23 protein-coding genes are annotated in these 23,887 nt (G+C 70.2%); 16 read left to right on the plus strand and 7 right to left on the minus strand.

From position 1 onward, the window contains the following. Positions 1 to 148 precede the first annotated feature (148 nt). Together ACIBK9_RS49915 and ACIBK9_RS49920 are read right to left on the minus strand one after the other, a co-directional pair. Complete coding sequence (locus tag ACIBK9_RS49915) at positions 149 to 1,117, minus strand: helix-turn-helix domain-containing protein (RefSeq protein ID WP_397166316.1); 969 nt, start codon at positions 1,115 to 1,117, stop codon at positions 149 to 151. Between the two features lie 439 nt (positions 1,118 to 1,556). Continuing rightward, the gene (locus ACIBK9_RS49920) at positions 1,557 to 1,865 is read right to left on the minus strand and encodes a hypothetical protein (protein WP_397166317.1); all 309 of its coding nucleotides are present in this window, start codon (positions 1,863 to 1,865) and stop codon (positions 1,557 to 1,559) included. A gap of 384 nt (positions 1,866 to 2,249) precedes the next feature. Here ACIBK9_RS49920 and ACIBK9_RS49925 point away from each other — a divergent pair, with 384 nt between their 5' ends. Further along, positions 2,250 to 2,417, plus strand: coding sequence for a hypothetical protein (locus tag ACIBK9_RS49925; protein ID WP_397166319.1), 168 nt, complete (start codon positions 2,250 to 2,252; stop codon positions 2,415 to 2,417). A gap of 242 nt (positions 2,418 to 2,659) precedes the next feature. On the opposite strand, the gene ACIBK9_RS49930 is transcribed toward ACIBK9_RS49925, so the two are convergent. After that, positions 2,660 to 3,427, minus strand: coding sequence for an ABC transporter permease (locus tag ACIBK9_RS49930; RefSeq protein ID WP_397166321.1), 768 nt, complete (start codon positions 3,425 to 3,427; stop codon positions 2,660 to 2,662). 87 nt (positions 3,428 to 3,514) lie between these two features. Here ACIBK9_RS49930 and ACIBK9_RS49935 point away from each other — a divergent pair, with 87 nt between their 5' ends. The 3 genes from ACIBK9_RS49935 (at position 3,515) to ACIBK9_RS49945 (ending at position 6,514) form a co-directional block, all read left to right on the plus strand. After that, positions 3,515 to 4,168 carry a hypothetical protein gene (locus tag ACIBK9_RS49935; RefSeq protein ID WP_397166323.1) on the plus strand — a complete coding sequence of 218 codons (654 nt, stop codon included), beginning with the start codon at positions 3,515 to 3,517 and terminating at the stop codon, positions 4,166 to 4,168. A 227-nt stretch (positions 4,169 to 4,395) separates the two neighbouring features. After that, positions 4,396 to 5,643 carry an esterase/lipase family protein gene (locus ACIBK9_RS49940; RefSeq protein ID WP_397166324.1) on the plus strand — a complete coding sequence of 416 codons (1,248 nt, stop codon included), beginning with the start codon at positions 4,396 to 4,398 and terminating at the stop codon, positions 5,641 to 5,643. Positions 5,644 to 5,947: 304 nt separating this feature from the next. After that, positions 5,948 to 6,514, plus strand: a complete 567-nt coding sequence (locus ACIBK9_RS49945) for a hypothetical protein (protein WP_397166326.1) — start codon at positions 5,948 to 5,950, stop codon at positions 6,512 to 6,514. 104 nt (positions 6,515 to 6,618) lie between these two features. Here ACIBK9_RS49945 and ACIBK9_RS49950 read toward each other — a convergent pair whose 3' ends face one another. After that, complete coding sequence (locus ACIBK9_RS49950; RefSeq protein WP_397166328.1) at positions 6,619 to 6,822, minus strand: hypothetical protein; 204 nt, start codon at positions 6,820 to 6,822, stop codon at positions 6,619 to 6,621. A gap of 235 nt (positions 6,823 to 7,057) precedes the next feature. Here ACIBK9_RS49950 and ACIBK9_RS49955 point away from each other — a divergent pair, with 235 nt between their 5' ends. After that, positions 7,058 to 7,423 carry a hypothetical protein gene (locus tag ACIBK9_RS49955; RefSeq protein WP_397166329.1) on the plus strand — a complete coding sequence of 122 codons (366 nt, stop codon included), beginning with the start codon at positions 7,058 to 7,060 and terminating at the stop codon, positions 7,421 to 7,423. Positions 7,424 to 7,662: 239 nt separating this feature from the next. Then, the gene (locus ACIBK9_RS49960) at positions 7,663 to 8,340 is read left to right on the plus strand and encodes a response regulator transcription factor (protein ID WP_397166331.1); all 678 of its coding nucleotides are present in this window, start codon (positions 7,663 to 7,665) and stop codon (positions 8,338 to 8,340) included. An 18-nt stretch (positions 8,341 to 8,358) separates the two neighbouring features. On the opposite strand, the gene ACIBK9_RS49965 is transcribed toward ACIBK9_RS49960, so the two are convergent. Next, entirely contained in the window at positions 8,359 to 9,648 is a 1,290-nt protein-coding gene (locus ACIBK9_RS49965) for an ATP-binding protein (protein WP_397166332.1), read from the minus strand. Between the two features lie 85 nt (positions 9,649 to 9,733). Between ACIBK9_RS49965 and ACIBK9_RS49970 the strand changes: the two genes are divergently transcribed. The 5 genes from ACIBK9_RS49970 (at position 9,734) to ACIBK9_RS49990 (ending at position 15,388) form a co-directional block, all read left to right on the plus strand. Then, complete coding sequence (locus tag ACIBK9_RS49970) at positions 9,734 to 10,342, plus strand: hypothetical protein (protein WP_397166333.1); 609 nt, start codon at positions 9,734 to 9,736, stop codon at positions 10,340 to 10,342. Next, the gene (locus tag ACIBK9_RS49975) at positions 10,300 to 10,992 is read left to right on the plus strand and encodes an ABC transporter ATP-binding protein (protein ID WP_357706111.1); all 693 of its coding nucleotides are present in this window, start codon (positions 10,300 to 10,302) and stop codon (positions 10,990 to 10,992) included. The genes ACIBK9_RS49970 and ACIBK9_RS49975 overlap by 43 nt, the downstream gene beginning before the upstream one ends. Then, the gene (locus tag ACIBK9_RS49980) at positions 10,989 to 11,666 is read left to right on the plus strand and encodes an ABC transporter ATP-binding protein (protein WP_397166335.1); all 678 of its coding nucleotides are present in this window, start codon (positions 10,989 to 10,991) and stop codon (positions 11,664 to 11,666) included. The genes ACIBK9_RS49975 and ACIBK9_RS49980 overlap by 4 nt, the downstream gene beginning before the upstream one ends. After that, positions 11,660 to 14,185, plus strand: coding sequence for an FtsX-like permease family protein (locus ACIBK9_RS49985; RefSeq protein ID WP_397166336.1), 2,526 nt, complete (start codon positions 11,660 to 11,662; stop codon positions 14,183 to 14,185). Before ACIBK9_RS49980 ends, ACIBK9_RS49985 begins: the two co-directional genes overlap by 7 nt. A gap of 282 nt (positions 14,186 to 14,467) precedes the next feature. Next, complete coding sequence (locus ACIBK9_RS49990; protein ID WP_397166337.1) at positions 14,468 to 15,388, plus strand: hypothetical protein; 921 nt, start codon at positions 14,468 to 14,470, stop codon at positions 15,386 to 15,388. Between the two features lie 306 nt (positions 15,389 to 15,694). Here the strand turns inward: ACIBK9_RS49990 and ACIBK9_RS49995 are convergent, their stop codons facing one another. Then, positions 15,695 to 17,512: a glycosyltransferase gene (locus ACIBK9_RS49995; protein WP_397166339.1), complete on the minus strand. Its 1,818-nt coding sequence runs from the start codon at positions 17,510 to 17,512 to the stop codon at positions 15,695 to 15,697. Positions 17,513 to 17,715: 203 nt separating this feature from the next. Between ACIBK9_RS49995 and ACIBK9_RS50000 the strand changes: the two genes are divergently transcribed. The 4 genes from ACIBK9_RS50000 (at position 17,716) to ACIBK9_RS50015 (ending at position 21,859) form a co-directional block, all read left to right on the plus strand. Continuing rightward, positions 17,716 to 18,156: a hypothetical protein gene (locus ACIBK9_RS50000; RefSeq protein WP_397166340.1), complete on the plus strand. Its 441-nt coding sequence runs from the start codon at positions 17,716 to 17,718 to the stop codon at positions 18,154 to 18,156. 245 nt (positions 18,157 to 18,401) lie between these two features. Beyond that, positions 18,402 to 19,469 (plus strand): bile acid:sodium symporter family protein, encoded by a 1,068-nt coding sequence (locus tag ACIBK9_RS50005; RefSeq protein WP_397166342.1) that lies wholly within the window; start codon positions 18,402 to 18,404, stop codon positions 19,467 to 19,469. Between the two features lie 1,033 nt (positions 19,470 to 20,502). Continuing rightward, positions 20,503 to 21,489, plus strand: a complete 987-nt coding sequence (locus tag ACIBK9_RS50010) for a hypothetical protein (RefSeq protein WP_357706104.1) — start codon at positions 20,503 to 20,505, stop codon at positions 21,487 to 21,489. Positions 21,490 to 21,520: 31 nt separating this feature from the next. Further along, the gene (locus ACIBK9_RS50015; protein WP_357706103.1) at positions 21,521 to 21,859 is read left to right on the plus strand and encodes a hypothetical protein; all 339 of its coding nucleotides are present in this window, start codon (positions 21,521 to 21,523) and stop codon (positions 21,857 to 21,859) included. A 372-nt stretch (positions 21,860 to 22,231) separates the two neighbouring features. Here ACIBK9_RS50015 and ACIBK9_RS50020 read toward each other — a convergent pair whose 3' ends face one another. After that, the gene (locus tag ACIBK9_RS50020; protein WP_357706102.1) at positions 22,232 to 22,690 is read right to left on the minus strand and encodes a DUF2690 domain-containing protein; all 459 of its coding nucleotides are present in this window, start codon (positions 22,688 to 22,690) and stop codon (positions 22,232 to 22,234) included. 253 nt (positions 22,691 to 22,943) lie between these two features. Between ACIBK9_RS50020 and ACIBK9_RS50025 the strand changes: the two genes are divergently transcribed. Then, positions 22,944 to 23,870, plus strand: a complete 927-nt coding sequence (locus ACIBK9_RS50025; protein WP_357706101.1) for a helix-turn-helix transcriptional regulator — start codon at positions 22,944 to 22,946, stop codon at positions 23,868 to 23,870. The last annotated feature ends 17 nt before the right edge of the window (positions 23,871 to 23,887 follow it).

Below are 23,887 nucleotides of genomic sequence, written 5' to 3' on the forward strand. Positions count from 1 at the left end.
GTGTGAAATTCGACCTCGTTGTTCGCCGCAGTGACCCGCGCCCGCAAACAATCAAACAGCGTCACAACATGATGTCGGGATCATGCTTGTTCCAAGCGAAGGCTATGCACGTCCAGCTCGCCACGAGCGGGGCACCGAACCCCGCCGGCTAACTATGCGTCGGGGTTCCGTGCGACACCGAGTCAGCCGCCTTGTAGCAGCTCGTCTTGGCCGAACGGCCACGTCCGGTTGAGGTCTGGATGTACGCCTCGATGTACACACAGCCGGGATCGGTCAGCAGCATCCCGCTCCAGGAGCCCGGCCCCAGGTCGACGCTCTGCGACGACTGGGTGCTCGCCTGATCCTCGGGCCGGTGCACAATGATGAACACCCGCCAGCGTGTGGAGTTGGGACCGTGCACATAGCCCCAATTGGCCTGGCAACGGGCAGAGTGGTGGAGCGCGAGCCAACCGTACGGCGTTTGGTCGGGCCAGACGATGCCGACCTGTTCGATCACCTGCTGGTCATCGCCACAAGCCGCCTGGTAGGGATCGACGCCATCGGCGGGGCGCAACTGGTTGGATGTCGCATGAACCGCGGGGAACCCGACAAGAGGCCGGGCCAGCCAACCGGCAGCGAACACGGCCGCCGCCAGCACGATGGCCGCTGACCAGAAGACGAACTTGATCGGCCGCCGCACCTCCTGCCCCGCGAGCGTGGAGAGCTGCGCCGGCATCCACCGCTGACGCTGCGCCACCTCACGGGGTAGCCAGCGCACTAGCGCAGTGCCGACGCCGGTCTCCAATATCTCTGTGCTGCCGTCCTCGCTGACCTCATCGCCGGCCGCTCGGCAGCGGGCGATCCACCAATCCGGATCACCATCGCAGATCGTCACGAACTCGCGCAGCATGCGCTCGGAGGGTAATCGGTATCCCGCCACGGCGTCGGCCAGTGCGCTCTTGGAAACGCCGCAGCGGCGCGCCATCTTCCAGAACGGTATATCCCCTGCAGCGGCACGTAGTGCACGCAACTCACACGCGAAACGCTCGACGCTGTTGGCAGGCGGGTTGATCGGTCGAATTTGTCGCCCCCACAAGGCATCCCTTCGTAAGAGTGACCCGCACGTCACCGCCCTCATATCAGCACGGCCCGATCATTGCGACAACCGTTGAATCAAGGCACCTGGCTTTCCAGAAGCTGACTGGAATGCCACCCCGCTGTGCAGGGCGCTTCCACCCAGCCGGCGCATGAGGAACTGAGAGACCATCTGCCCTCATAGCCTGCCTGACCTGGGCGTATCGGTAGCAGCTGACAAAGAATGCCAGCCGACCAGCCGTCCGGTCCGGCGTCTGGACAGGTGCGGGTGATGGCGTCAGAGCTCTCCCGTGGGCGGATCAGCGCGAGGCCCGCTGAAACAGCACGCCACGCACTGTCGTCATCGCGATGACAGAACTGTCATCGCGATGACGACATCTCACCCCCGACGTCGGCGGTGAAGCTCGCAGCCGTACCTGACTGTGCCGGCCGAGACCGGGCATGCGATCTTACGAGGCCTCTTCGGGGGATGACGGAACGGATTACGAGGAGCGCAGGGTTTCCACGCTCTCGGCGTTGTTCCAGCAGGTGTTCTCGTAGTAGAAGTTGCCTTCGTTCTTCCACATCCAACCGCTGTCCGCCCAAGGCACCGGCGCCCAGCAGTGTGTGATTAGCCGGACATGTCCCGCCGCGCCGTTGCACCACATCTGGCCGCGATGGCCGCCGTCGGTACCGCCCCAGCAGTTCGGCAGGGCCGCGACGGAGACGGGTGTTGCAGACGCGGGGGATGAGGGCGCGACGAGCGTGATGGCCGCACCGGCCAGCGCGATGACGCTCAAGAGTCGTTTCACTGTGCTCCTTCCGTTGGGGGAACTTTCAGGAGCTTCATAAGCGCGGGATTGTCCACCGCAAAGCCCGCCTGGACAAAACCGCCAGCACGAATTGTCCAAACGATCTAGCGGCCAGACACGAGGCGGTTCCGGAATACGCCAGCAAGAGGGCGGCGGTCCTAGTGTTAAGCCGAGACAGGGCGCCGCCGACCTGCGGGGCTGGCGGCTCGGGCCGACTGTGAAGGTCCCCGACGCGCTCACAGCCTCGACGACACGCTGTGGCTTGAAGGACTGACCGGGGATAGTGACGACGGGTGTATCTGCGCTGATTCTTGCCCTGCTGCCGTTGTCCGGTCGGGATCCCTCGTGCGGACTAAGCTGAGGAAGCGACCAGCAGCAAGCACCATGCCGGTCATCAAGCTGGTCGACACCGTGAACATGCTGCCGCTGTGCTACCTCAACGCCTCCAGCACGCTCGGGCAGGCGCTGTCACGCCCTGCCCTTGACTTCGTGCCCCTGAGCGTCGGCGTGGCAGGCGAGGTTTGTTGCCCGTTCTTCCTCGTCGGCGGGTGAGCATCCCGATGGACTCGACCTGACGCTTCAGAGGGCACGTGCGGCTCCCGTCAAGCCCCTTCCGTGATGTCTCGCTGACGCACTCCGACCACGCCGAGGTGCGTGCCCTGACCTTCGAACGCCTCGTGTCGCACCGGTCCTTTGATCGGTCCGAAGCGCTCTTGCCCCCTACCGAAGGCTGAGGGTAAGTCATCTCCCGGACGCGCCGGCCCGTTGGGTGGGGACGTGCCAGGCCGGTCGGCTCACATGAAGCGACCACGCGCCACCATCTCGGTCGTCACCAGGATCGCGATCGCCTCGGCGGCCAGCAGAGCCACCAGGACAACGAGCTGCACCACTCCGGCCTCGGCCGGGCTCGCCCCGCCGAGCAACATTCCGACGAAGGCGCCAGGAAGGGTGACCAGCCCAACCGTCCGGGTCTGATCCAGCGCGGGAACCAGCGCCTGGGCAGCCGCCGACCGGCAGATCTCCAGCGCCGCCTCCCTGGGCGGGAAGCCCAACGCCAAAGCCGCCTCCACCTCTCCCCTTCGCTGTGCCAACTCCTCCACAGCCCGCCGTCCGGCCAGGGAGGTAGCGGTCAGGCAGCCACCCAGCAGAATCCCCGCGATCGGAATCACCACGATTCCGTCCAGGGAAATCGTTCCGCTCACGGCCAGCACCGTCAGTGCCGGCGCGGCGCCCGCAATGATCGGTACCGCCGCCCACCAGGCCTTTCGGCCGCGCGTGATGCGCCGGCCTGCGGTGAAGGCAGCCACACCGTACATGAGCACGATGAATCCCGCCGTGGCCGCGAAGGACGCGATCACCCAGGCGATCAGCAGGGAGACCGCGCCGAGTTGTACGGCTGCCCGCAGACAGGCGGTGAGGACCGCTCGTTCATGTCCCAACCCGCCAAGCCAGGCCACACACGCGCCCAATACGACGAGGGCGATCAAGGCCACCGGAAGGAGCGCGGTCATGGATAAGAGCGAAGAAGAACGCACAACAGACAGTGTGCCGACGTCGGTCATGGCGACGGCCGCTGGTGCGGTCTCGCAGCACCTTGATCCGCAGCTGCGGAGCTGCACCACAGGGGCGGTGGCGACATCGACGTGCTGATGGGCCGGATCGAGGACGACGTGGCCCGGATGGGCGTGCTGGTGAACGACCTGCCCGCGCTGGCCCAGCTTGATCGCGAACGCCCACTGGAGCTCGGGCCCGTTGCCCTGCTCGCAGTGACCGCCGACACGATCCACGACGCGCGGGTTCGCGTGCCCGGCAGGCACACACATCTGGACGGCTTCGACGGCAGGCACGAGCCCGCTGAGATCCCTGGGCGAGGAGGCGCGCCTGCGGCAGGCGGCCACCGGCCTGGACGGCAACGCGCTCGTCCATACGCCTCTGGACTGGCCGGGGAGGCCGTGCTGGAGGTGTCAGATACGGGTCCCGGCGTGGCCTTGCAGCACGTGCCGCATCTCTCCGAGCGCCTGTACCGGGTCGTCACGACCGCCCGTCCCTCGCGGGCGCTGGCGAGGGATGTGCTGGTGCGGGCGCTGAGTGTGACCGGAGGCGGCCGCCGGTACCTGATGGGCACACTGCCGCGGATCCTTATGGCGTCCAGTCTGCGGACCCTGCTGCTGGACGACGTGCTGGGATGGGGCGCGCGTTGCTCGGGGTGGATGTGCCGGCGTCCGGCTGGTCACGGGCCGGCGGCCTTGCGCCCGCACGACGCGTCGACGTCGTGCTCAGTGAACGGCTGCCTCCTGTTGTAACCGGGCGGCAGGCGTTCGCGGACGGCGACAAGCGTCTGGAGGCGCCCGCAGTGTGGCACGAGGGCGCCTCGCCCTGATCGGCCGGATCCCTACGTGGCCACGGTGCACTCGTCCGGCGACGGCGGAGCGGTGGACTCCCTGCTGCGATCCTGTGCGAACCAAACCAGGAGCCGACCGAGATCATAGCTTTAGGTGTTCGTGTGGCCACTGACGGTGATAACTCTGGAGTGATCAACAAACAGCAGATCGCGAGCGCCCTGAGCGCCGCGCCGCCGGTCGTCCTGTCATCCAGCGCCAGCTCAAGGGCGACCGCCACCACCACCCCTCCTCCCGCCGCGGAGTGGAGCGACCGCTGGCCGCTGCCCGGCGGCACCGCGTGGGTGTACTACGGCGAACACAACCAGGCCCTGACCCGGCCGGTGCTCCTGGCCGACGGCTTCGGATCCGGGGCCAGCGACATCGACGAGCTCTACGACGGCCTGGAGAGGCGTGCCTTCCCGCTGATCAGCGAGCTGCGCCGGCGCGGCCGCGACGTCGTCGTCATCGGCTACGACGACCGCGGCGCCTCCATCCTCGACAACGCGCAGACCGCCACCGCGGCGATCCACCGCGCCGCCGCCGAGCGGGTCGGCGGCACCCGCCTGCTGGCCGGCGGGTTCAGCATGGGTGGCCTGGTCACCCGCTACGCCCTGGCCCGGATGGAGACGCAGCGCATCGACCACCAGGTCGGCGTGTACTTCTCCTGGGACACCCCGCACCGCGGCGCCTACGTGCCGATCTCGCTTCAGGCGTTCGCGCACCACATCAACGCCTACGACTCGCGCTTCTCCGACCTGTTCAACAGCCCCGCCGCCCGCCAGCTGCTGGCCTGGCACCTGCCTGGCACCGACGGCGTGCCCGGTGTCGACCCGCTGCGTACCCAGTTCCTGCGCGAGCTGGAGTCCGTCGGCGGGTGGCCGCGCATCCCGCGCCTGCTCGCCGTGGCCGACGGTGCGGGCAACGGTGCGGGCAACGGCACCGGCGCGGGGGAGAGCGCGCTGCTGGGCACCGGCGACCTCATCACCGGTACCGACCTGCGCACGCAGCCCAAGGCGCCCGAGACCCTGGCCGGCATGCTTCGCCTGGTGACGCCCGACGTCATCGAGGTGCAGGCGCCGGGAGTCCCGTGCGTGGACGGCGCGCCCGGCGGCATCCTGACCGGCTTCAAGATCCTCGCCGACGCGCTCAACGCCATCGCCGAAGCCACAGGTCTCGGCCTGGACGTCGACAATCCGATCGCCGGGCACTGCTTCGTCCCGTCCATCAGCGCCGTCTCCGTCCGCGACGTCACCGACGCCGACCTGTACACCGACATCGACGCGCTGTCCCCGGACGAGAGCGACTTCGACGACTTCCTGTGCGCCGGCGACAACCGCGGCCACACCGAGATCACCGAAGAGGGCGCCACCTGGTTCCTGGACCGCCTGCCCGACTAGAAGGCGCAACCAACCTCACGACAGCCCCGCATCCTCGATGGTGACACTGTCGGCGAATTGAGCAAGGGACGCAGCGGCCGCGTGACCATCAGTGGGATCACGGGGCCGCTCTTTGTCATGTTTCGAGTGGGAACGACATCTTCGGTGGGATGTGGTTCGCAGGTGAAGATTTCGTGAGGCGTTCTCGGGCTGTCGCCGCCGCGGCCGGTCCACTGAGTGGACCGAAGATTGCCCGTCGCCGTTTCCGCCCACACCATGGACGCTGTCGAGGGCCGGTTACAACCAGCGACGGTCCGAAGATCGAGTGATCGGACAGCAGGCGCTCCGGCCCGAAGATCCAGCGTCCGACCATCGTCGACGCGACACCTACGTCCGGCGGCGGCGATCAGGCTGCTTACGAAGGGACGACCACGATGAGCAACCGATCGGCGAGGGCCTGTCCCGCGGCCTGATCGCAGCGGTGGTGGCGGCTGCTGTGATGACGGCGCCGGGCCTGACCGGCACGAGCGGCGCCTCGGCCGCGGCCGACCCGACATGCGGGAGCTGGATCTCCAGTCTCGTCTTCCCCGGCCTGTCGGCCCGAGCCTGTATCTGGGGGACCGGTGCCGCTTGGAAGCAGGCTCAGACGGAGGTCTTCAACGGCACGGGATTCTCGGTGGAGGTCGAGAACCTCACCGCCCGCCTGGAGGCTCTTCCCGCGGACGCTCGCTGCGTCCACATCACCCTCCAGAACGGGCAGACGGCGTTCTGCGGCACTCGCAGCGTGCCCGACAACAACCCCTTCCAGTTCGACCGTGCCCTGGGCTCCGCCCAGGTCACAGATCTGGTCAGGCGGGAGCAGTTCTCCTTCGAGTCCCCCTTCGTGGGGTGAGCGACGGCGGCGCCTGCCGGCGGAGTTCGCCGTTTGGCCAGGAACGGCGGCTCGTGGATGCGGTTGCTCAGCATCCAGGGCAGCAGCCTGGCTGCTGAGGTATATCAAAGTACGTAGTCGATGGTGCTGCCCTTGGAACGGACGCGGGCGCGGTGGAACTTCAGGTCGAGGTCCTCGATGGTAAGAGTGAGGATGCCCTCGGCGTGGGTGGCCGCGTTGGTCGCCGGCAGGGTTCTGGCGCTGGGCCTAGACGGCGGAGGAGAGCAGGGCGGGCAGGTGGCGACGGCTGCGGTGGTCCATGGGGTCATCAACGTGGCGTACTGCTCGGATGTGAGCGCGGCGATAAGGCGCAGGGGCCACGGGATCAGGCGGGGGAGGGTTGGGCGTAGTCGACGCGGATGGTGGTCGTCCCCAGGCATCCAGGGAGCGCTCGACGGTGGCGCGATCGGTGATCCGGCCGCCAGGCCGGTGGCGGCGTCGGTCGGCCGGGTGGACGGGCCGGGAAGGATGGCCGAAACGCGGGCTGAGACGCGTAATGACGTCATGAGGCTGACCACGGCTCAGTTCTCGATCACCTTCGCCCGCTGGTCCGGCATCGCGGCCGCCGTTGGAGGCGCCGTGTTCCTGATCAGTATGGTGACGCCGTTGCGTGGCCCGTTGAGGGTCGGCCTGCCCGCCGGCGTGGCCTGGATGGCTCTGGGCACCGTCGGCCCGTACCTGGTCCTGCGCGGACGGCAGCGCCGCCTCGAACTTCTCGGACTGCTCCTGGCGGGGATCGGGCTTGTCCTCGGGCTGGTCCGCATGGCGAGCTCAGCCTTGGGGGCATGGACCCCAACCCGTGGGCTCGTGATCAACACCGGTGAACACGTGGGGCCGGTGTTCATCGTCGCCGGAATGCTGACCTGGTGAGTGCTGGCTCTGAAGACCTCCGCCCTGGGCAGATTGAGTGTCACCCCATCCCGATCGGCGCCTGCGGGGGGCTGGCCGGGCTCGCCTTCATCACCCCGGGTTCCTTCCGTGTCCTGCAGGCACTGGCGCAGACCGTTGATCCGACGTCCCGCCATGGCAGGTGATTGATCAGGTCCGCGACCGTGCTGACCACTGGTGGTCTTCCTCACCTTGGCAGCGCAGCTCATACCATCGACGGCATGGCATGTGTGCTGGTCGTGGAGGACGATCTGGTCATCCGCTCCGAGCTGGTCGAGGCGCTGGCCGCGCAGGGGTACGAGGCGGAGCCCGCCGCGGACGGGGCCGAGGCGGTGCAGGCGGCCGAGCGGCACCAACCGGACCTCGTCCTGCTGGACCTGGGACTTCCCGATGTGGACGGGGTGTCCCTGTGCCGGCGGTTGCGGTTGAGGGTGCCGGACACGGTGATCGTCGTGCTGACGGCTCGTACGCAGGAGTTCGAGGTCGTGGTGGCGCTGGACGCGGGCGCTGACGACTACCTGACCAAGCCGTTCCGGCTGACCGAACTGATGGCCAGGATCCGCGCGCACCTGCGGCGACGTGGCCCGGCACCGGGAGAGCGCATACTGACGGCCGGGCGGTTGAGGCTCGACCTGCCGGCGCGGCGCGCCTACGTCGGGCAGGAGGAGGTGCTGTTGCGGCCCAAGGAGTTCGACTTGCTGGCGGCGCTGGTCAGCCGGGCGGGCGAGGTGGTGACCCGCGAGCAGCTGATGGACGAGGTGTGGGACGAGAACTGGTTCGGCCCCACCAAGACGCTGGATGTGCACGTGTTCGCGCTGCGCCGCAAGCTGGCCGAGCACGGCGAACCGATGGAGCGCATCGTCACGGTACGGGGGCGCGGCTACCGCTACGAGCCATGACTCGCCGCCCGTCCGGCGTCAGTCGTCGTGGCGGGGGAGCAGCAGGCTGAACAGCGGGGGACTCGTGCGGCTGAGCACCAGCCTGCCGCCTTCGGCCTCGGCCAGTGACCGGGCCAGGGCGAGACCGATGCCGTGGCTGTGTCCGCTGGACCTGACGAACGGGTCGCTGTCCGGGGCCACGCCCGGCCCGTGATCGCTCACCTCGACGGCCATGCCGGGCCCCACGTCGGAGACGGTGACGGCGACCTCTCCCCGGCCGTGGCGCAGGGCGTTGTCGAGCAGGACGCGCAGAATCTGCCGGACGGCGGCGGGCTGGGCGGTCACCGGCGGCAGTGCGGGTTCCACGGTGAAGGTCAGACGGCGGCCCGCTTGGGCCAGCGGGCCGTGCCATTCCTGCCGGATCTCCTCCATCAGCGCGTCCACATCGAGTCGCTCGGCGGGCGTGCGGTTGTCCCGGCTGAGCCGTACGAGATCGTCGAGCACTTCCTGCAGCCGCTCGCCCCTGGTCAGCGCCGCCCGGACCGCCGGGGTCAGGTCCGTGCCGGGCCGGGACAGCGCCGATTCCAGGCCGAGCAGCAAGCCGGTCAGCCCGGTGCGCAACTGGTGGGAGACGTCGGCGCTGAAGGCACGCTCGCGGGCGAGCACGTCGCCGAGCCGGCGCGCCGTCGTCTCCAGCGCCTGGGCGGCCTGGTCGGCCTCGCGCAGCCCGGAGGGGGCGGCGCGGACGCTGAAGTCGCCGCCGCCGAGCGCCTGCGCCGCGGCGGTGAGCCGCTCCAAGGGGGCGGCGAGCCGCGCCGACTGGCGCACGGCCGCGCCCGCGGCCAGCGCGATCACGATCAGCGCCAGCCCGCCCATGAGCAGCCACGCCTGGTGGATACGCTGCTCGACCTCGGCGTTCGGCGTCGCCACCCGGATGATCAACGCGGGGCCCTCGTCGGAGGGGACGGGGGCGGACACCGCCAGGAATCCGCCCTCCACCGCGTCGTGAACCCGGCCGTCCTTGCTGGAGGCGGCCAGGCCGGAGTAGGCGGGGCCATTGCCGAACAAGCGGGCCCCGGCCTTGGTGTAGCCGCCGATGGCCAGGTCGCCCGGCACTCCCGTCGGCAGTTTCAACGGCCCCCGCGGCTCGTCGGGGACGGCGGCCGCGACCCAGGCGGCGTCACGTTGCAGGGCCGCCACAGCCTGATCGTGGTAGAGGATGTTCACCGCGATCGCCAGCGGCACCAGGAAGAGCGCGACGGCGACGGCGGTCACGCTGACGATCACCACCAGCACCCGCCGACGCAGCGGGACACCCTGCGCTGTCACCCTTCCAGGGTGGCAGACGGCAGGTAAACGTCCCGCTAACCGGTCGCTGAGCGGGCGCTTGCCGGCCTGTTCCTAGCGTGGAGACATGAAGGTACGGCGAAGCGTCATGGCCCTGGTCATGGCAGGGCTGGCGGCAGGCTGCTCGACAGTCACGCCCGCCCAGACCCAGGCCCAGCCCCAGTCGCAGACACACGCACAGGCGCCCACGGGCAACGACACCCCGGCTCCGCAGCCCACGGAGTCGAATCCGCCGGGTGACATCCCGGACGACACGGTGTTCGTGGCCTACCGGCATCCCGGGCAACCGTATGAGGTGAAGGTGCCCGAAGGGTGGGCGCGCACGGACCTGCCCACCGGAGCGAGCTTCACCGACAAGCTCAACAGCATCCGCATCGAGACCAGGCCCACCGCGTCCGCGCCGACCGAGGCGTCAGTGAGGAGCGGGGTGCCCAGCAGCAACATTCGCACGGTGGACACGGTGGCAAGGAAGGGCGGCAAGGCCGTGCGGATCGTCTACCGCGCAGGCAGCAGCCCCGACCCGGTCACCGGAAAGGTCGTCAAGGACGAGGTCGAGCGCTACGCCTTCTACCGGAGCGGTCGCGAGGCGATCCTGACCCTGTCCGGGCCGGTCGGCGCCGACAACGTGGATCCATGGCGCACGGTCTCCGACTCCTTCCACTGGACGACGTCGTGATCGTCCAGGCCGAAGAGCTCTACCGGTTCTACCGGTCGGGCGATGAGGAGACCAAGGCGCTGCGTGGCGTCAGCCTCGAGGTCGCCGCGGGCGAGGTCGTGCTGGTCAGCGGCCCGTCGGGTTCGGGCAAGTCCACGCTGCTGGCCTGCCTGGGCGGGCTGGACGACCCGGACGGCGGCACCGTCAGGGTGGACGGCCATCGCATCAGTCACCGGCCGGAGGCCGAGCGGGCCGCGCTGCGCGCCCGCCTGGTGGGCGTGCTGTTCCAGAGCGGCAACCTGATCGAGCACCTGACGGTGGCGGCCAACGTCGACCTGGCCCAGCGGCTGGCGGGGCGGCGCGATCGTCGCCTGCGCGATGAGCTGCTGGACGGTCTGGGCCTGGCGGCCAGGGCGCGGGCGTGGCCGAGTGAGCTGTCCGGCGGCGAGTCGGCCCGCGCGGGGCTGGCAGTGGCGCTGGCCAACCGGCCGGCGCTGCTGCTGGCCGACGAGCCCACCGGCGAGCTCGACCAGCACACCGAGGGGCCCGTACTGCGGCTGATCCGCCGGCAGGCGGGTGAGCGGACCGCCGTGGTGATCGCCTCGCACAGCCCGGCCGTGCGGCGGCTGGCCGACCGCGTCCTGGAGCTGAAGGACGGCCGAGCGACATGACCACGGAGGCCAAGGCCCGGGCAGCGGGCACGACCGCGCTGGTCACCTGCCAAGGTTTGGCCCGCTCGTACGGCAAGGGGGCGAACGCCCTGGTAGCCGTGCACAGCGTCACCTGCGAGCTGCGGCCGGGACAGCAGGTCGCGATCACCGGCCCGTCGGGGTCGGGCAAGACGACGCTGCTGCACCTGCTGGCCGGGCTGGACCGGCCCACGGCCGGCCGGATCGCCTGGCCCGCCCTCGACGACCGCCCGCGAGGCCGCGTCGGCGTGGTGTTTCAAGGACCCAGCCTGCTGCCGCCGCTCAACGTCGCGGAGAACGTCGCGCTGCCACTGATCATCGCGGGTGTCGAGGACGCCGAGGCCACGGAACGGGCGCTGATCGCGCTGGCCACGATCGGTCTGGCCGGTCTGGCCGGGTCGCTGCCCGAAGAGCTGTCGGGCGGCCAGGCGCAGCGCGTTGCGGTCGCCCGCGTGCTGGCTGCCGAGCCGCGCCTGATCATCGCGGACGAGCCCACGGCACAACTCGACTCGGACCTGGCCCGCAGAGTGGTGGACCTGCTCGTCGGGGTGGCCTCCCGGCTGGAGGCGGCCCTCGTGGTGGCCACGCACGACCCGCAGGTCGCGGCGCGGCTGCCCGCCACCTGGACCATGAGCGACGGAGCTCTCACATGCTGATCCTCATCTGGCTGCGCGGCCTGCTGATCCGCCGGACGGGCAGGCTCGCCGCGGCCGCGGCGGGCATCGCGCTCGCCGTGGCGCTTCCCGCCGCGCTCGGCGCGTTCCTCGCGACCGCGAAGGCTACCATGACGGCCCGCTCGATCCAGCGGGTTGCCGTCGACTGGCAGGTCGAGCAGCAGCCCGGCCAGGCCGTGTCCGTTCCGATGCCCGGCACGTCCAGGCCGGTGAGCTTCGCCAGGATCGACGGCTTGGAGTCCCGGCAGGCCGGGCAGACGCTGACCACGGGCGCGGGCCAGGTCCTCGGGCTGCCCGCCGACTATGCCGCCACCTTCCCCGGCGAGCTGCGCCTGCTCGCCGGGAGGCCGAACGGGCCGCTGCTGGCCCAGCAGACCGCCGCCAACCTGCACGCCCAGCCCGGCGCCAGTGTCACCGTGCGCCGTCCGGGGCTGCCGGACGCGACGGTGGCGGTCACCGGGGTGGTGGAGCTGCCCGCCGCCGACTCGCTGTTCCAGCGTGTCGGAGCGCCGCCCGGGGCGCAGCCGCAGGCGCCCCCGGACAACGTGCTGCTGCTGCCGGAGAGCGATTGGCACCGGCTGTTCGACGGCATCCCGCGCGACCGGGTGCGCACCCAGTTCCACGTCCGCATCGACCACCGGCTGCCGCCGGACCCTGCCGCCGCCTACACCGCGGTCACGGGGCAGGCGCGCAACCTGGAGGAGCGCATGGCCGGCAGCGGCCTGGTCGGCGACAACCTCGGCGCGGCCCTGGACGCCGCCCGCGAGGACGCCCTGTACTCCCAGGTGCTGTTCCTGTTCCTGGGCGCGCCGGCGGTCGTGCTCGCGGCCCTGCTCGCCGGTCTCGTGACGCGGGCGGGCGCACCGCGGCGGACGGCCGATCAGGCGCTGCTGCGTACCAGGGGCGCCTCCAAGCGCACACTGGTGCGGCTCGCGCTGGCCGAGACGGCGCTGGTGGGCGTGGCAGGAGTGCTGGCGGGCCTGGGGCTGGCCGCGCTGGCCGGGCGGGCGTTGTTCGGGGCGGCGACCGTGTCGTGGTGGGCAGCCGCTCTGGGACTGCTGGTCGCGGCCGTCACCGTGCTGCCGCCCACGCTGCGCGCCACCACCGTGGCGGCCGCTCGCCGTCCGGTCGGCGGACCGCGCCGTTCGCCCGCCTGGTTGCGGTACGGGGTGGACCTGTGGCTGCTGGCCGGATCCGCGGTGATCTTCTGGATCACCAGCAAGAACGGTTACCAGCTCGTCCTGGTCCCCGAGGGCCTGCCGCAGCTGTCGGTCGACTACTGGGCCTTCGCCGGACCGGCCCTGCTGTGGACCGGCGCGGGCCTGCTGATCTGGCGCCTGACCAGGACGCTGCCCATCACCTGGGCGGTCCGGCCGCTGACCGGGGGCCTGGCGGGCACCGTCTCGGCGATGCTGACGCGCCAGCGCGCCCCGCTGGCCCGGGCGGCCACCCTGGCCGCGCTGGCCGTCGCCTTCGCCGTCTCCACCTCCGTGTTCGACACGACCTACCGCCAGCAGGCCCAGGTGGACGCGGAGCTGACCAACGGCGCCGACGTCACCGTCTCCCAGACCAGGGCGACGGCGCAGCAGTTGGCGGCCGTGCCCGGCGTCGGGCGGGTGGAGCCGCTGCAACACCGCTTCGCCTACGTCGGCTCCGACCTGCAGGACCTGTACGGCATCCGCCCCTCCACCGTGCGCCTGCACGACGCCTACGTCTCCGGCGGCACCGCCCGCGAGATCCTCGACCGGCTCGCCCGGCAACCTGACGCGCTTCTGGTCAGCCAGGAGACCGTCAACGACTTCCAGCTTCACCTCGGCGACCAGGTGCGGCTGCGGACCGAGAACGGCAGGACCGTCCCCTTCCACTACGCCGGCGTCATCACCGAGTTCCCGACCGCGCCCCGCGACAGCTTCCTCGTCGCCAACGCCTCCTACCTGGCCCGCACCATGCCCGCCGACACGATGTACCTGATCAGCACCGACGGAGCCCAGCCGAGGCAGGTCGCCGCCACGCTTCGCGGCAGGCTCGGGCCGACGGCGAAGATCACCGACGTGCAGACCACGCGCCAGGTCGTCGGCAGCAGCCTCACCGCCGTGGACCTGGCCGGCCTGACGACCATGGAACTCGGCTACGCGCTGGCGCTGGCGGCCCTGGCCACCGGTCTGCTGCTGGCACTCGGCTTCGCCGAGCGGCGCCGCACCTACGCGCTGGCCCGGGTGCTGGGGGCGACCTCGCGGCAGCTGGGCTCGTTCGTGTGGGCCGAGGTGGCCCTGGTCGGGGTGGCCGCGGCCGTGCTCGGGACACTGTGCGGGTGGGCGCTGTCGAGGATGCTGGTCGCCGTGCTCAGCGGGGTGTTCGACCCGCCTCCCGACGCGCTGGCCGTGCCGTGGGCGTACCTGGCCGTGCTGGCGGTCCTCGGCGTGGTGGCGTTGCTGGTAGCCGGGGCGGCGACGGTACGGGCCGCCCGCCGGCCGCCGATGACCGTGCTGCGCGACCTTTGACCCGTCAGCGGCCCGTACGGGGGAGGATCCCACCCGGCCGCATGTTCTTCGGCGACGGGATCTTGAGCGTTCAATCAGCGCGCCGTGCCATCGACGCCCGGGGCGATCTTTTGCCGGGGCCGGCACACAGCATGACGACAGTATGAAGGCGGCGTAGGAGTTCGGCCGAAGAGCGCGGGCAAACCTAGATTCGAGCTTGTATCGCCACATCGACCAGGAAGGCACATGCGATCGCCGGGTTGCGCCTGCCGGAGGGCCGCCTTCGTGGTAGTCGGCGCCGCGATGCTCATCGCGGTGCCGGTCAGAACCGTGAACATGGCGGACGTCCGAAGCCGCGATGACGTCCATGCCCAAACGCGCGCCAACCTGTGGGAGTCGGCCCGCAGTGCGGCCTTTGCCCACGCAATGTACCGTGTCTACGCCGCCCGGGCTGCCCAGGAAAGGCTTCCGCACGTGCGGGACCTGCTCAACCAGGTGGCAGGCACCGAGTCGCACGAGCGCTTCACCGGGCAGGCCAAGCTGATCGGGCTGGTCGGCGACAACGCCGCGAACCTGCGCGACGCCATTACCCGCGACTCATACCTGGCGAGCCTATACAGGAGGTTCGCCGCCGAGGCTGAGCACGACGGCGAGACGAAAGCGGTCCGGGTGTTCACTGATCAGAGTCGAACCGTCGCCGCCCGGCACGACACCTTGACGCAGGCACTCACGGCGATCGTCCATCCGGCGTCGGGTATGGCGATCCCGGCGGCGGTGCCCGTTCCGCCGCACAGGCCCCGGATCCGCGGTCATGCCGTGTCGGCTGCCCGGACGCTGGGCAATCTGGTCACCGCGCTGGTGCAAGAGGCATTCGCCGATGCTAGATACACCCTCTACGTACGGCGGGCCCGACAGACGGGCGAACCGCGGCTGGCCATGCTGTTCGGCAGCATGGCCGGTGCTGGGCGCACAGAGCAGTTCGCCGAGCAGGCTCAGCTCGCCGGCCTGATCCACGACACCAGGGCGAACGCGTGTGAGGCGATCGGCGGTGAGATCTACAACGGTCGGCAGATGTATCCCGGCTTTGCCAGGCAAGCCGCCAGGGTTGGCGACCACGCCGTGGCGGCCCTGTTCACCAGTACCGCCCGCGATGAGGTGAAGCAGGCGCAGACGCTCACCAGCGCCGTGTCCCGGCTGGGCACTCGCTGTCCGGCCTCGGGCTGAACCAGATCATCCACCGCCACCGCCACGCTCACTGCGGGTGCAACCGTTCTTGCGCTCGCGGCCCAGATGTCGCCGTTCGCGAAGGAAGCCTCCCCGCCTCAGGAAATGTCGCCCTCCGGGGGTGTCCACCACACCGACTCGGCCACCACTGGCTTCAGCGCGCTACGCCACGTGCCGGACACATCCCTCCCCGAGGTCCTGAGCACAGGTCTACGTCGGCCGGCGTCCTGCGTAACTCGTGCGCGGGCCTCGCTGGGGCGGCCACGGCACTCGTCGCCCGCCGATGACGGTGCCGCGCGACCTCGATCAGCGGCCCTTCTCCAGCTCGGCCAGGAGTTCGGTCCAGCACCGGCCGACGACCGCAGGGGTGTAGCGCTGTGAGGTGGTCAGCGCGGCCGTGCCCATCGTCCGGCGACCGGCCTCGTGGTCGATGAGCAGCCCGATCGCCGCGGCCAGGGCGGTGACGTGGTGCCGCGGGACGAGCAGCCCGTCGTGGCCGTGGGTGATGATCTCGCCCGGCCCGTGCGGACAGTCGAAGGCGACCACCGGCACTCCCTTGCTCAGTGCTTCCAGAACCGTCATCGGGAATCCTTCGCGGCGGGAGCTGAGCACGAAGATCGAGGCGTCGTCGAGTTCGGCGCCGACGTCCGCAGAGGGGCCGGGGAACTCGGCCGTGCGGGACAGGCCGAGCTCGCCGGCCAGCTTGAGCAGGCGGGCGCGCTCGGGTCCTGAGCCGACGATGCGCAGCCTCCAGCCAGGACGGGCGGCACAGACCTGTTCCCAGGCGCGCAGGAGCAGGTCGAAGCCCTTGACCTTCGCCAGGCGGCCGATCGCGACGACGGTCTCGGCGTTCAGCGGGGAGGGGCCGCCGGTGAGAGGTGGCGTGGCGTTGGGGATGCGCAGCAGGTGCCGCGGCGCACGTGGGCCCAGTGCCACCCGGTAGGCGTCCAGATCGGCCTCGGTCAGGGTGACGAGCGCGTCGAGCCTGCCGTATCTGCGGGCGATCAGGTCCCGGACGGCGGGCCTGTGGGAACCGAGGCCGGTGTGCTCCTGCCCGATCGTGATGACGCCCGGCGGGGCCAGCAGGGCGGCGGCCAGGTTGAGGCCGGGGCGTGTGGTGATCAGGACACCGGTCCGCAGGCCGCGCAGGAACCGCAGCAGAGCCAGATCGGTACGCAGGTCGAACCTGTCGTAGGCGGCCTCCTGCCGCGGGATGAGCCTGCTGCGGAGCAGCCGCGCACGCAGGGCGCCTGCGGGCCGGCGGCCTGCGCGGCCGTCCAGGAAGGTGATGCGAACGCCGGGCGGGACCTCGAAGAAGGGCTCGTCCCTGGTCCTGGTGACACTGACGATCTCGACGTCATGATGGGCCGCCAGCATTCCGGCGAGGTTGAAGGCGGTCCTGATGGTGCCGCCCATGCCGTACGCGTGCAGCAGGAGGATCTTCACCTGCCGGGTGCTGCGCGGACCGGCCCTGCGCGCCCTGCGGCGGTTGTCCGCCCGCAGCAGGAGTACCCCGACCCGTCGCGCGTTGACGGCCAGGTGGATGGCGGCCGGGGTGAGGATGATCGAGCCCAGGGTGTCGCTGGGAAAGTGCGCTCCGAGGTAGACCCTCGCGATCATCTGACCGGCCACCAGCGCTGCGCCCGCCACCACTACGGACCGGAAAAGGCGGGTCTTCCTGGCCAGCAGCGCCCCGGCCACCACGAGCGACAGGGTCAGGCACACATGACCGCTGGGAAAGCTGTCAGAACCGAGCTCCCGCACCAGCGCGTCCACCGCCGGGGGCCGGGGACGGGCGACGACCATCTTGACCAGCGCGCCCACGCCCCACCCCGCCGCGATCACCGCCAGCACGCCCAGGGCGGCGCGGGTCCGTCCCGTGACGGCGACACCCACGACGAGGAGGACGGCCAGGGCCGTGCCCACGACGGTGCCGAAGCCCACGTTCAGGACCTGCGCCATCGCGGTGAGCCATGGGCCGCGCAGCGACTGCACCGCCTGGCTCACTCTCATGTCCACCGCTGTCCACGCCGGCGTGCGCGCGGCGAAGCCGACGACCACCCCCAGGCCCAGGAGAGCCGCGGACACCGGCACCGGGACGGTCGTTGTGCTGCCTGATCTCATGAACGCACGGTAGAGAGAGGCGTGACAGCGCCCGCTCAGCACTCGGTTAGCGCGGCGCTTACCTTCCCGCGGGCGCAGGCCGGAGCAGATACGGGGTTCCGGGCAGGATTAACCCCACGTTGTGGTCCGCCGAACCTGCCGCTGTCCCGCGTCTCCGCAGACTGAGTGCGTCAGTACGACGTCGATGCATCGGAGATATTTCAATGCGTAAGTCCATGCTCATCCCCGGGCTCGCCACCGTGGTCGTCCTCGTGGCGGGCGGCGGAGCTGCCGCGTACGCCTCCTCCCTTGACCAGAGCCCCGCCCCCACTTCCTCCCAGTCCTCCGCCGCCCCCTCCGAGCAGGCCCCCGAGAACGAGGCCGCCACCCCTGCGGAGAGCGCGGACCCCAACGAGGGCACGCAGGAAGACGCGCAGGGCCAGCAGGCCGAGGCCGAGGACGGCAACGACGACCAGGGCGCCGAGAAGGCCGAGGCCGAGGGCGGCCAGGACGACCAGGGCGCCGAGAAGGCAGAAGCCGAGGACGGCCAGGACGACCAGGGGCAGGAAGCCGGTTCCGAGACCCAGGAGGGCAAGCAGGGCCAGGCGGGCGACCAGCACGAGCAGGAGGGCAAGGGCGACGCCTCCGAGCCCGAGGACGGCTGAGCCAGGCGCCGGGCCCTGCCGACTCGTCGTCGGCGGGGCCCGGTCCACTCCTGAACTGTTCGGCGCCCGCCTCTGCCGTTGCCGCGGCAGGTCAGCGGCACTGCGGGCCTTCCGGCAAGTCTGTCCGGCCGCACGTCAAGACCCTCCGCCACCACGGGCGCCGGCTCGGCCGGGCGGCCATGGCCTACAGCCAGTTCTCGCCCCCCGAAGTTCGGGTCACTGACCGTAATCGATAGGTTGCTCAAATGATGAGCCGGGTGGTGGGCGCGGTGCAGCGGCGGCTGCTGGCATTGATGATCATCTGCTACCTGCTGGCTGCCGTGGCGCCGCGGCCGGGCGAGGCTATGCGGGCGATGGCGCTTGGATCGGGCAGTCCGGTCAAGGTGCCCATGGTCTTGCTGGCAGTGATGTTGTCGACCGCCGGGCTCGGGGTGCGGATACGGGATCTGCGCACCGTGGCGGGGCGGCCCCTGCGGTTGGCGTCGGGCGTGGCGATGAACGCGCTCCTGCCTGTGCTGCTCCTGCCGGTTGCTGCCATGTGCCTGCGGGCCTGGCCCGATGCCGCGGAGGTGGAGTGCCTCGCGGTCGGTCTGCTGCTGGTGCTGGCCATGCCGATCGCCGGCGGAGCGGCGTCATGGGGGCAGAACGCCGGAGGCAACGTGCCCTTGGTGGTCGCCATGGTCGTGGGCTCGACGCTGCTCAGCCCTGTCACGGTTCCGTGGGGGCTGACCGTGTCCGCCGCCCTGGTCGGCCCAGGGGGCGCCCGCAGCCTTGATGACACGGCGCGGCTCGACGGGCTGGCCGGGACAGCGGGCGCGGGCGCGTTCGCGCTGGCCTTGATCGTGCTGCCCTCGCTGGCCGGGATCCTCGGGCGGGCCATACTCGGGGAGCGGCGAGCGGCACGCATCGCGCCGGTCATCAAGCTGGCCAACATCGTGAACATCCTGCTGCTGTGCTATCTCAACGCCTCCGGCGCGCTCGGGCAGGCGCTGTCGCCCCCCGACCTTGACTTCCTGGCCCTGGCCGTCGGCGTGGCCGGTGCAGTCTGCTGCCTGTCCTTCCTCGTCGGCAGGTGGATGTCCCGATGGACCCGATGCGACACTCCCGACGGCATCTCCCTCACCTTCGCCACCGGCATGAACAACACCAGCGCGGCGGCGGTCCTGGCCGCCAGCTGGTTCGCGCACCGTCCGCAGGTCCTCGTGCCGATCCTGGCCTACAGCCTGCTGCAGAAACTCGCCGCCAGCCTGTTCGGAACCCGGCCGCCATCGCCGACTGTGGCCCCTGTCGTCTCCCCGCCCGCCCCGTCTTGACGGCCGTCCGGCTACGCCGGAACCGTGGCTTGGTCTTTGTACTCCGACCGGTTCGCTCATCGCCGGCGGGCTCCGCTTGGCCATCGTGCAGGTCGTCGCTGACGCCCACGGCTGACATCGCCGTGGTCGCCTGCAACCGCTTTGCCACGTACGTGGAACTGCCGGGCCGCGGCGCTGCAGTCTCACATGTCAGCCGACAACGCGGAGAAGCGGAGAATCGGCCATGGTGGGCAGACCTCCAGCGTTCGGTGATGGCGCCGACCAAGCTTCCGCTCTGGGTCGGAGGCGCGTAGGTCCTGGTGCAGGTGGCTTCGGCGTGGGTGAGCCAGGGGAGTGGTGTCCAGACGGCGGCGGAAGGCCAGCTGGATGGCCCGTACGGTGACGTGCGCGGCGGCGGTGTCGGCCACGGTGATGTCTTGATCGGGGTGGGCCTCCAGGCAGGCGAAGGCGCGGGCAACGTGCCCGGGCGCGCGTCGGGCCACGGTGCTTCCTGAGACGCTGCTCACCCAGCCGATGGTCGCGGCGAACAGGAGCAGAGCTATCGGTGGGACATCCGTCAGGATGGGGCTGGCACTCAAGTCCGGCCAAGCGCCCTACGACCTCCAGCATGGCGAACACGTCCAGCTCATCCACGTGCCCGCGCGCAGGCCCACCTCCGAGCCGCTCACGCTTGCGAGGAAGCCGTGGTGATACCCAGGCACCGGCAAGCCGGTCGCGTGGCCATGGTGTTCGAGCTTCAACGTGAGGCCGGTATGGCCGCTGCCGAGAGCCCCAGCTGACCCGGCCGATAGTGGTGCAGGATCGGCGGCGGTAACGACATCCGCCGCCGGCCCGAAGAAGATCCTGAGGTCAATGGGACGCCGGTGAACAGGCATGACGCGAAGGAGACGTCAGGGTGGGTTTCTCGTTCAAGGTCATGCCAGGGGTACGCCTCAGGGTCAGCAGTCGCGGCCTGAGAGCCGGGATCGGACCCAGCTTCGCGCGGATGCATGTGGGAGCCGGTCGTACCGGGCTCTCTTCCTCGGTGGGGCCGATGAGCTTCTACACCAGCCTTGGCGGTGGCCGCCGACGTACCACAACGGGGCGCCGTCCCACGGCCGGCAGCCTGCAACGGCAGATGGCCCAGGCCCAGCGCGCCGCCGCGCAGGCAGAGAAGGCCGCCGAAGCCGAACGGCTGGCGGGCGTCTTCATGCAGATCCTTGACCTGCATCGGGCCGAGTTCCCGCCCGCGCAACCACCTGTCGCCGCATCTGTCCCGTCGCCGGACCTCACGGCCTTTCTGGCCCCTCGGGAGCAGCAGGCGCTGGCCGGAATCGGCGTGTTTCAGCGCAGGGCCCGCGCTGAGGCCAAGCAGCGTGCGCGGCAGGCCGCCGAGGCCGACATGCGGAACTGGTGGACGCAGGCCAACGCCGAGCGCGACCGGTACCAGTGGGAGCTCAACCGCCAATGGCAGCGCCTGTGCGGGAACGATCCAGACATGGTCCTGCCGGTTCTGGCGGAGGCTTTCGAGGACAACGAGGCGCCTGCGGCGCCTGTAGCGCTGAACGGCTCGGAGGTGTCTGTGGTGATCCTTGCGCCGGGGCCGGACTTCGTCCCTGAGCGTTTCCCCTCACGTACCGCTGCGGGCAACCTCTCGCTGAAGAAGCTCACCAAGACGGAGCGCGCGAGCTACTACACCCTGACGTTGTGCGGATACCTGCTGGTCACATTGCGCGAGGCGTTCGCCGTGGCTCCTGGCCTCAGCGCCGCGCGCGCGGTGGTGCTGCGCACCGATCGCGTGGACGCGTACGGCCGGACTCAGGTGAGCTGCATGCTCGCGGGACGTTTCGAGCGGCGCTCCTTCGACGGTGTGCGATGGGACGCCGTGAACGCGGCCACCGTGGTCAACGACACCGGCGACAACCTGATGTTCAACCAGAAGGGGGCCGCAAAGGAGCCGCAGCCGCTCGATCTCCGGTTCGAGCCGGAGCTGCAGGCTTTGGTGAACGCGGTCGACATCACCGAACTGACCGCTCGCTGATTCGATCCCCAGGAACTGGTCTGTCGCCTGCATGGCCGCGGCCTCGGCTATCAGACGTGCTGAAAGCCCGGGCGCGCCCCAGGGCGAGCGGAGCGTCGGCGATGATGGCGTCCAGACGCATGCGGTGCTGGACGTGGCGGCCGATGCCAGGATCATGGGGCAGCCGTCGGCCGGCACCTTCCTCGATACCGGAGCCATGCGCTGGCTGAGCGGGGCCTCGGTGTTCGGCGAGTGTGCCGCCACCTCGATGACCGCCGGCCAGTCGCAGAACCGATCGTCTCGGCTGTCGCGCGGTGGCGGGCATGACTTAGAGTGCCGCTCCATGAAGAGGAACAAGCCATGGACGCCGGCGGCATTCAGGCTCTGCTGAGGTGCGCTGACACCGGCGCCGCCGAAGTCGAAGCTGCGCGCGGACCCGGTGATGAGGGCGGTGGCTTCGTGGCGCACAGGGGTTCGTCAGGTGGGCGGCCAGCGGCGCGACGGCTCTCGACCTGGATGGTTCTCGTGTGCGTGCCTTCATCCACCGCCGCTACCAAGACCGAACCACCTTCCCGTAGCCGCCGTCCGCCTCTCCAGCGGACGGCGGCAGCAAGGGCGGGTGGCCGTCAGGGCAATCGGTGAGTGCTGGTTCACGGCTAGGCGGGGGCCCACGAACGTCGCCGATTGTCTGCCCTTCAGGGCTCATCGATGACCCTGTTCGACGACAACCTCGTCCCGGCGCGTGAACGGTGGTCGCGGTGGTTCACCCGTGCTTCGCGTCCGACGGTTGGAAGCAGGGGCTGTGATCAGCGAGGTTGCCGACGCGTATGCCCATCTGGCCGGGCACCATGTCGGTGTAGGCGTCGGTGTAGCCGCGGGGAACCCGGAAGGTCTGCGTGTACGGCGCGTAGCAGGCCTGCACGTAGAACCACGTTCCCGCCCGTGCGCCCGTGATCCGCGCCCAGGAGGCGCCGCATGCCGGGCTGTGGCGTAGTTCCAGCAGGCCCAGGCTGGTGTCGTACCGGATGATGCTCTGGGCGTCATTGTTGCAGTGCTTGCTGATGGGATCCTGTCCGTTGCACCTTTTCCCCCAGCATGCCCTGGTCGTGTCGCCGATCGACTTGTCTCTCTCCCCGCGGCCCGGCCCGTCCTGGGCGTAGGCCGCGGAACCGGTGAAGACTAGGCCGAGGGCCAGGGCGGTGATGGCGAAGGATCGTTGCATGCTGCTTCCTCTCAGTCGGCGTACGACCATGCGGGCAGGTCCCGCACGACGTTTGTGACCTCGACTCTCGCCAGCGACCGGTAGCGAGGGAAGATCTCCAGGCACTGACGAACCAAAGCCCGAACAAAGAGAAACAATCAAACATCCGCCCGGGCGTGAGCCCCGGCGCGCTCCGGGCCGATTGACCGATCTCACGGAAGATCGGATACTGCCGGCTACGGTGCCCGTCACGGGACGGGCAGGCTTCGACTGCGTGATCGAGGTAGCGATGGGCAGGCGGGAGGCGAAGGTACCGGACGGGCCTCTCCAGGAGTTCGCCCTCGACCTTCGCGAACTGCGGATCGCGGCCCCAGGGGCCCCGACGTATCGCGAACTCGCGCAGAAGGCGAACTACTCGCCCTCAGTGCTGTCCCGCGCTGCGGCCGGGCACACCCTGCCGACGCTGGACGTCACCCTCGCCTTCGTGGCGGCCTGCGGCGGAGACGTCGAAGCATGGCGCCGGCGCTGGACCAGCCTGTACGTCACGATTCAGCGCGCCTACCCCGACCTGCTCGCCGGAGCGGGAGAGGTGCAGGACGAGACCGACGCACTCGGCGGTCCCATACCGGCGGAGACCACGACCACTGCCGTGGCAGGCACAGCCCTGGGCCGGATCATCGGACACCGATGGCCGGCGGTCCTTGTCGTCGTGGCGCTGGCCTGCGCCGTCACTCTCGCCGTGACAACACCGTGGGCACCGGAGGAGAGGCACCAGGCCGTCCCTCCTGCGAGCGTCGTTCCGTCGCCGACGTCGGCCTACCAGCCGGTCTACCTTGACCGGCGCCTACCGCTACCGGACTACAACTTCTATTTCGACCTGCAGACCGGTGTGGTTGCCGAGGGGGACGGCGCATGGTCGATGAGCACCAACAGCGGAGGGGACGGCCACGGCGCCTTCGAGCTTCCCGACGACACTGACGTCTACATCTCCTCCCAGCCTTCTTTGACCCCCGACCGGTGCAGCGTGCAGGCCACCCCTGCCCCGTCATACGGCGTACGCTTCCGGCAGGTTCCTCCAGGGACGGTCTTCTGCCTGCGCTCCCGCCGGACCGGGGAGATCGCCGTGATCAAGGTGATCGAGACCGACGACGGCAACTACGCCGCGAAGATCGCCCTCGACCACTACCAGCGCCGCCGGTGAGACCGGCGGGCAACGGC

Source organism: Nonomuraea sp. NPDC050227, from assembly GCF_044459705.1.
GTDB lineage: Bacteria > Actinomycetota > Actinomycetes > Streptosporangiales > Streptosporangiaceae > Nonomuraea.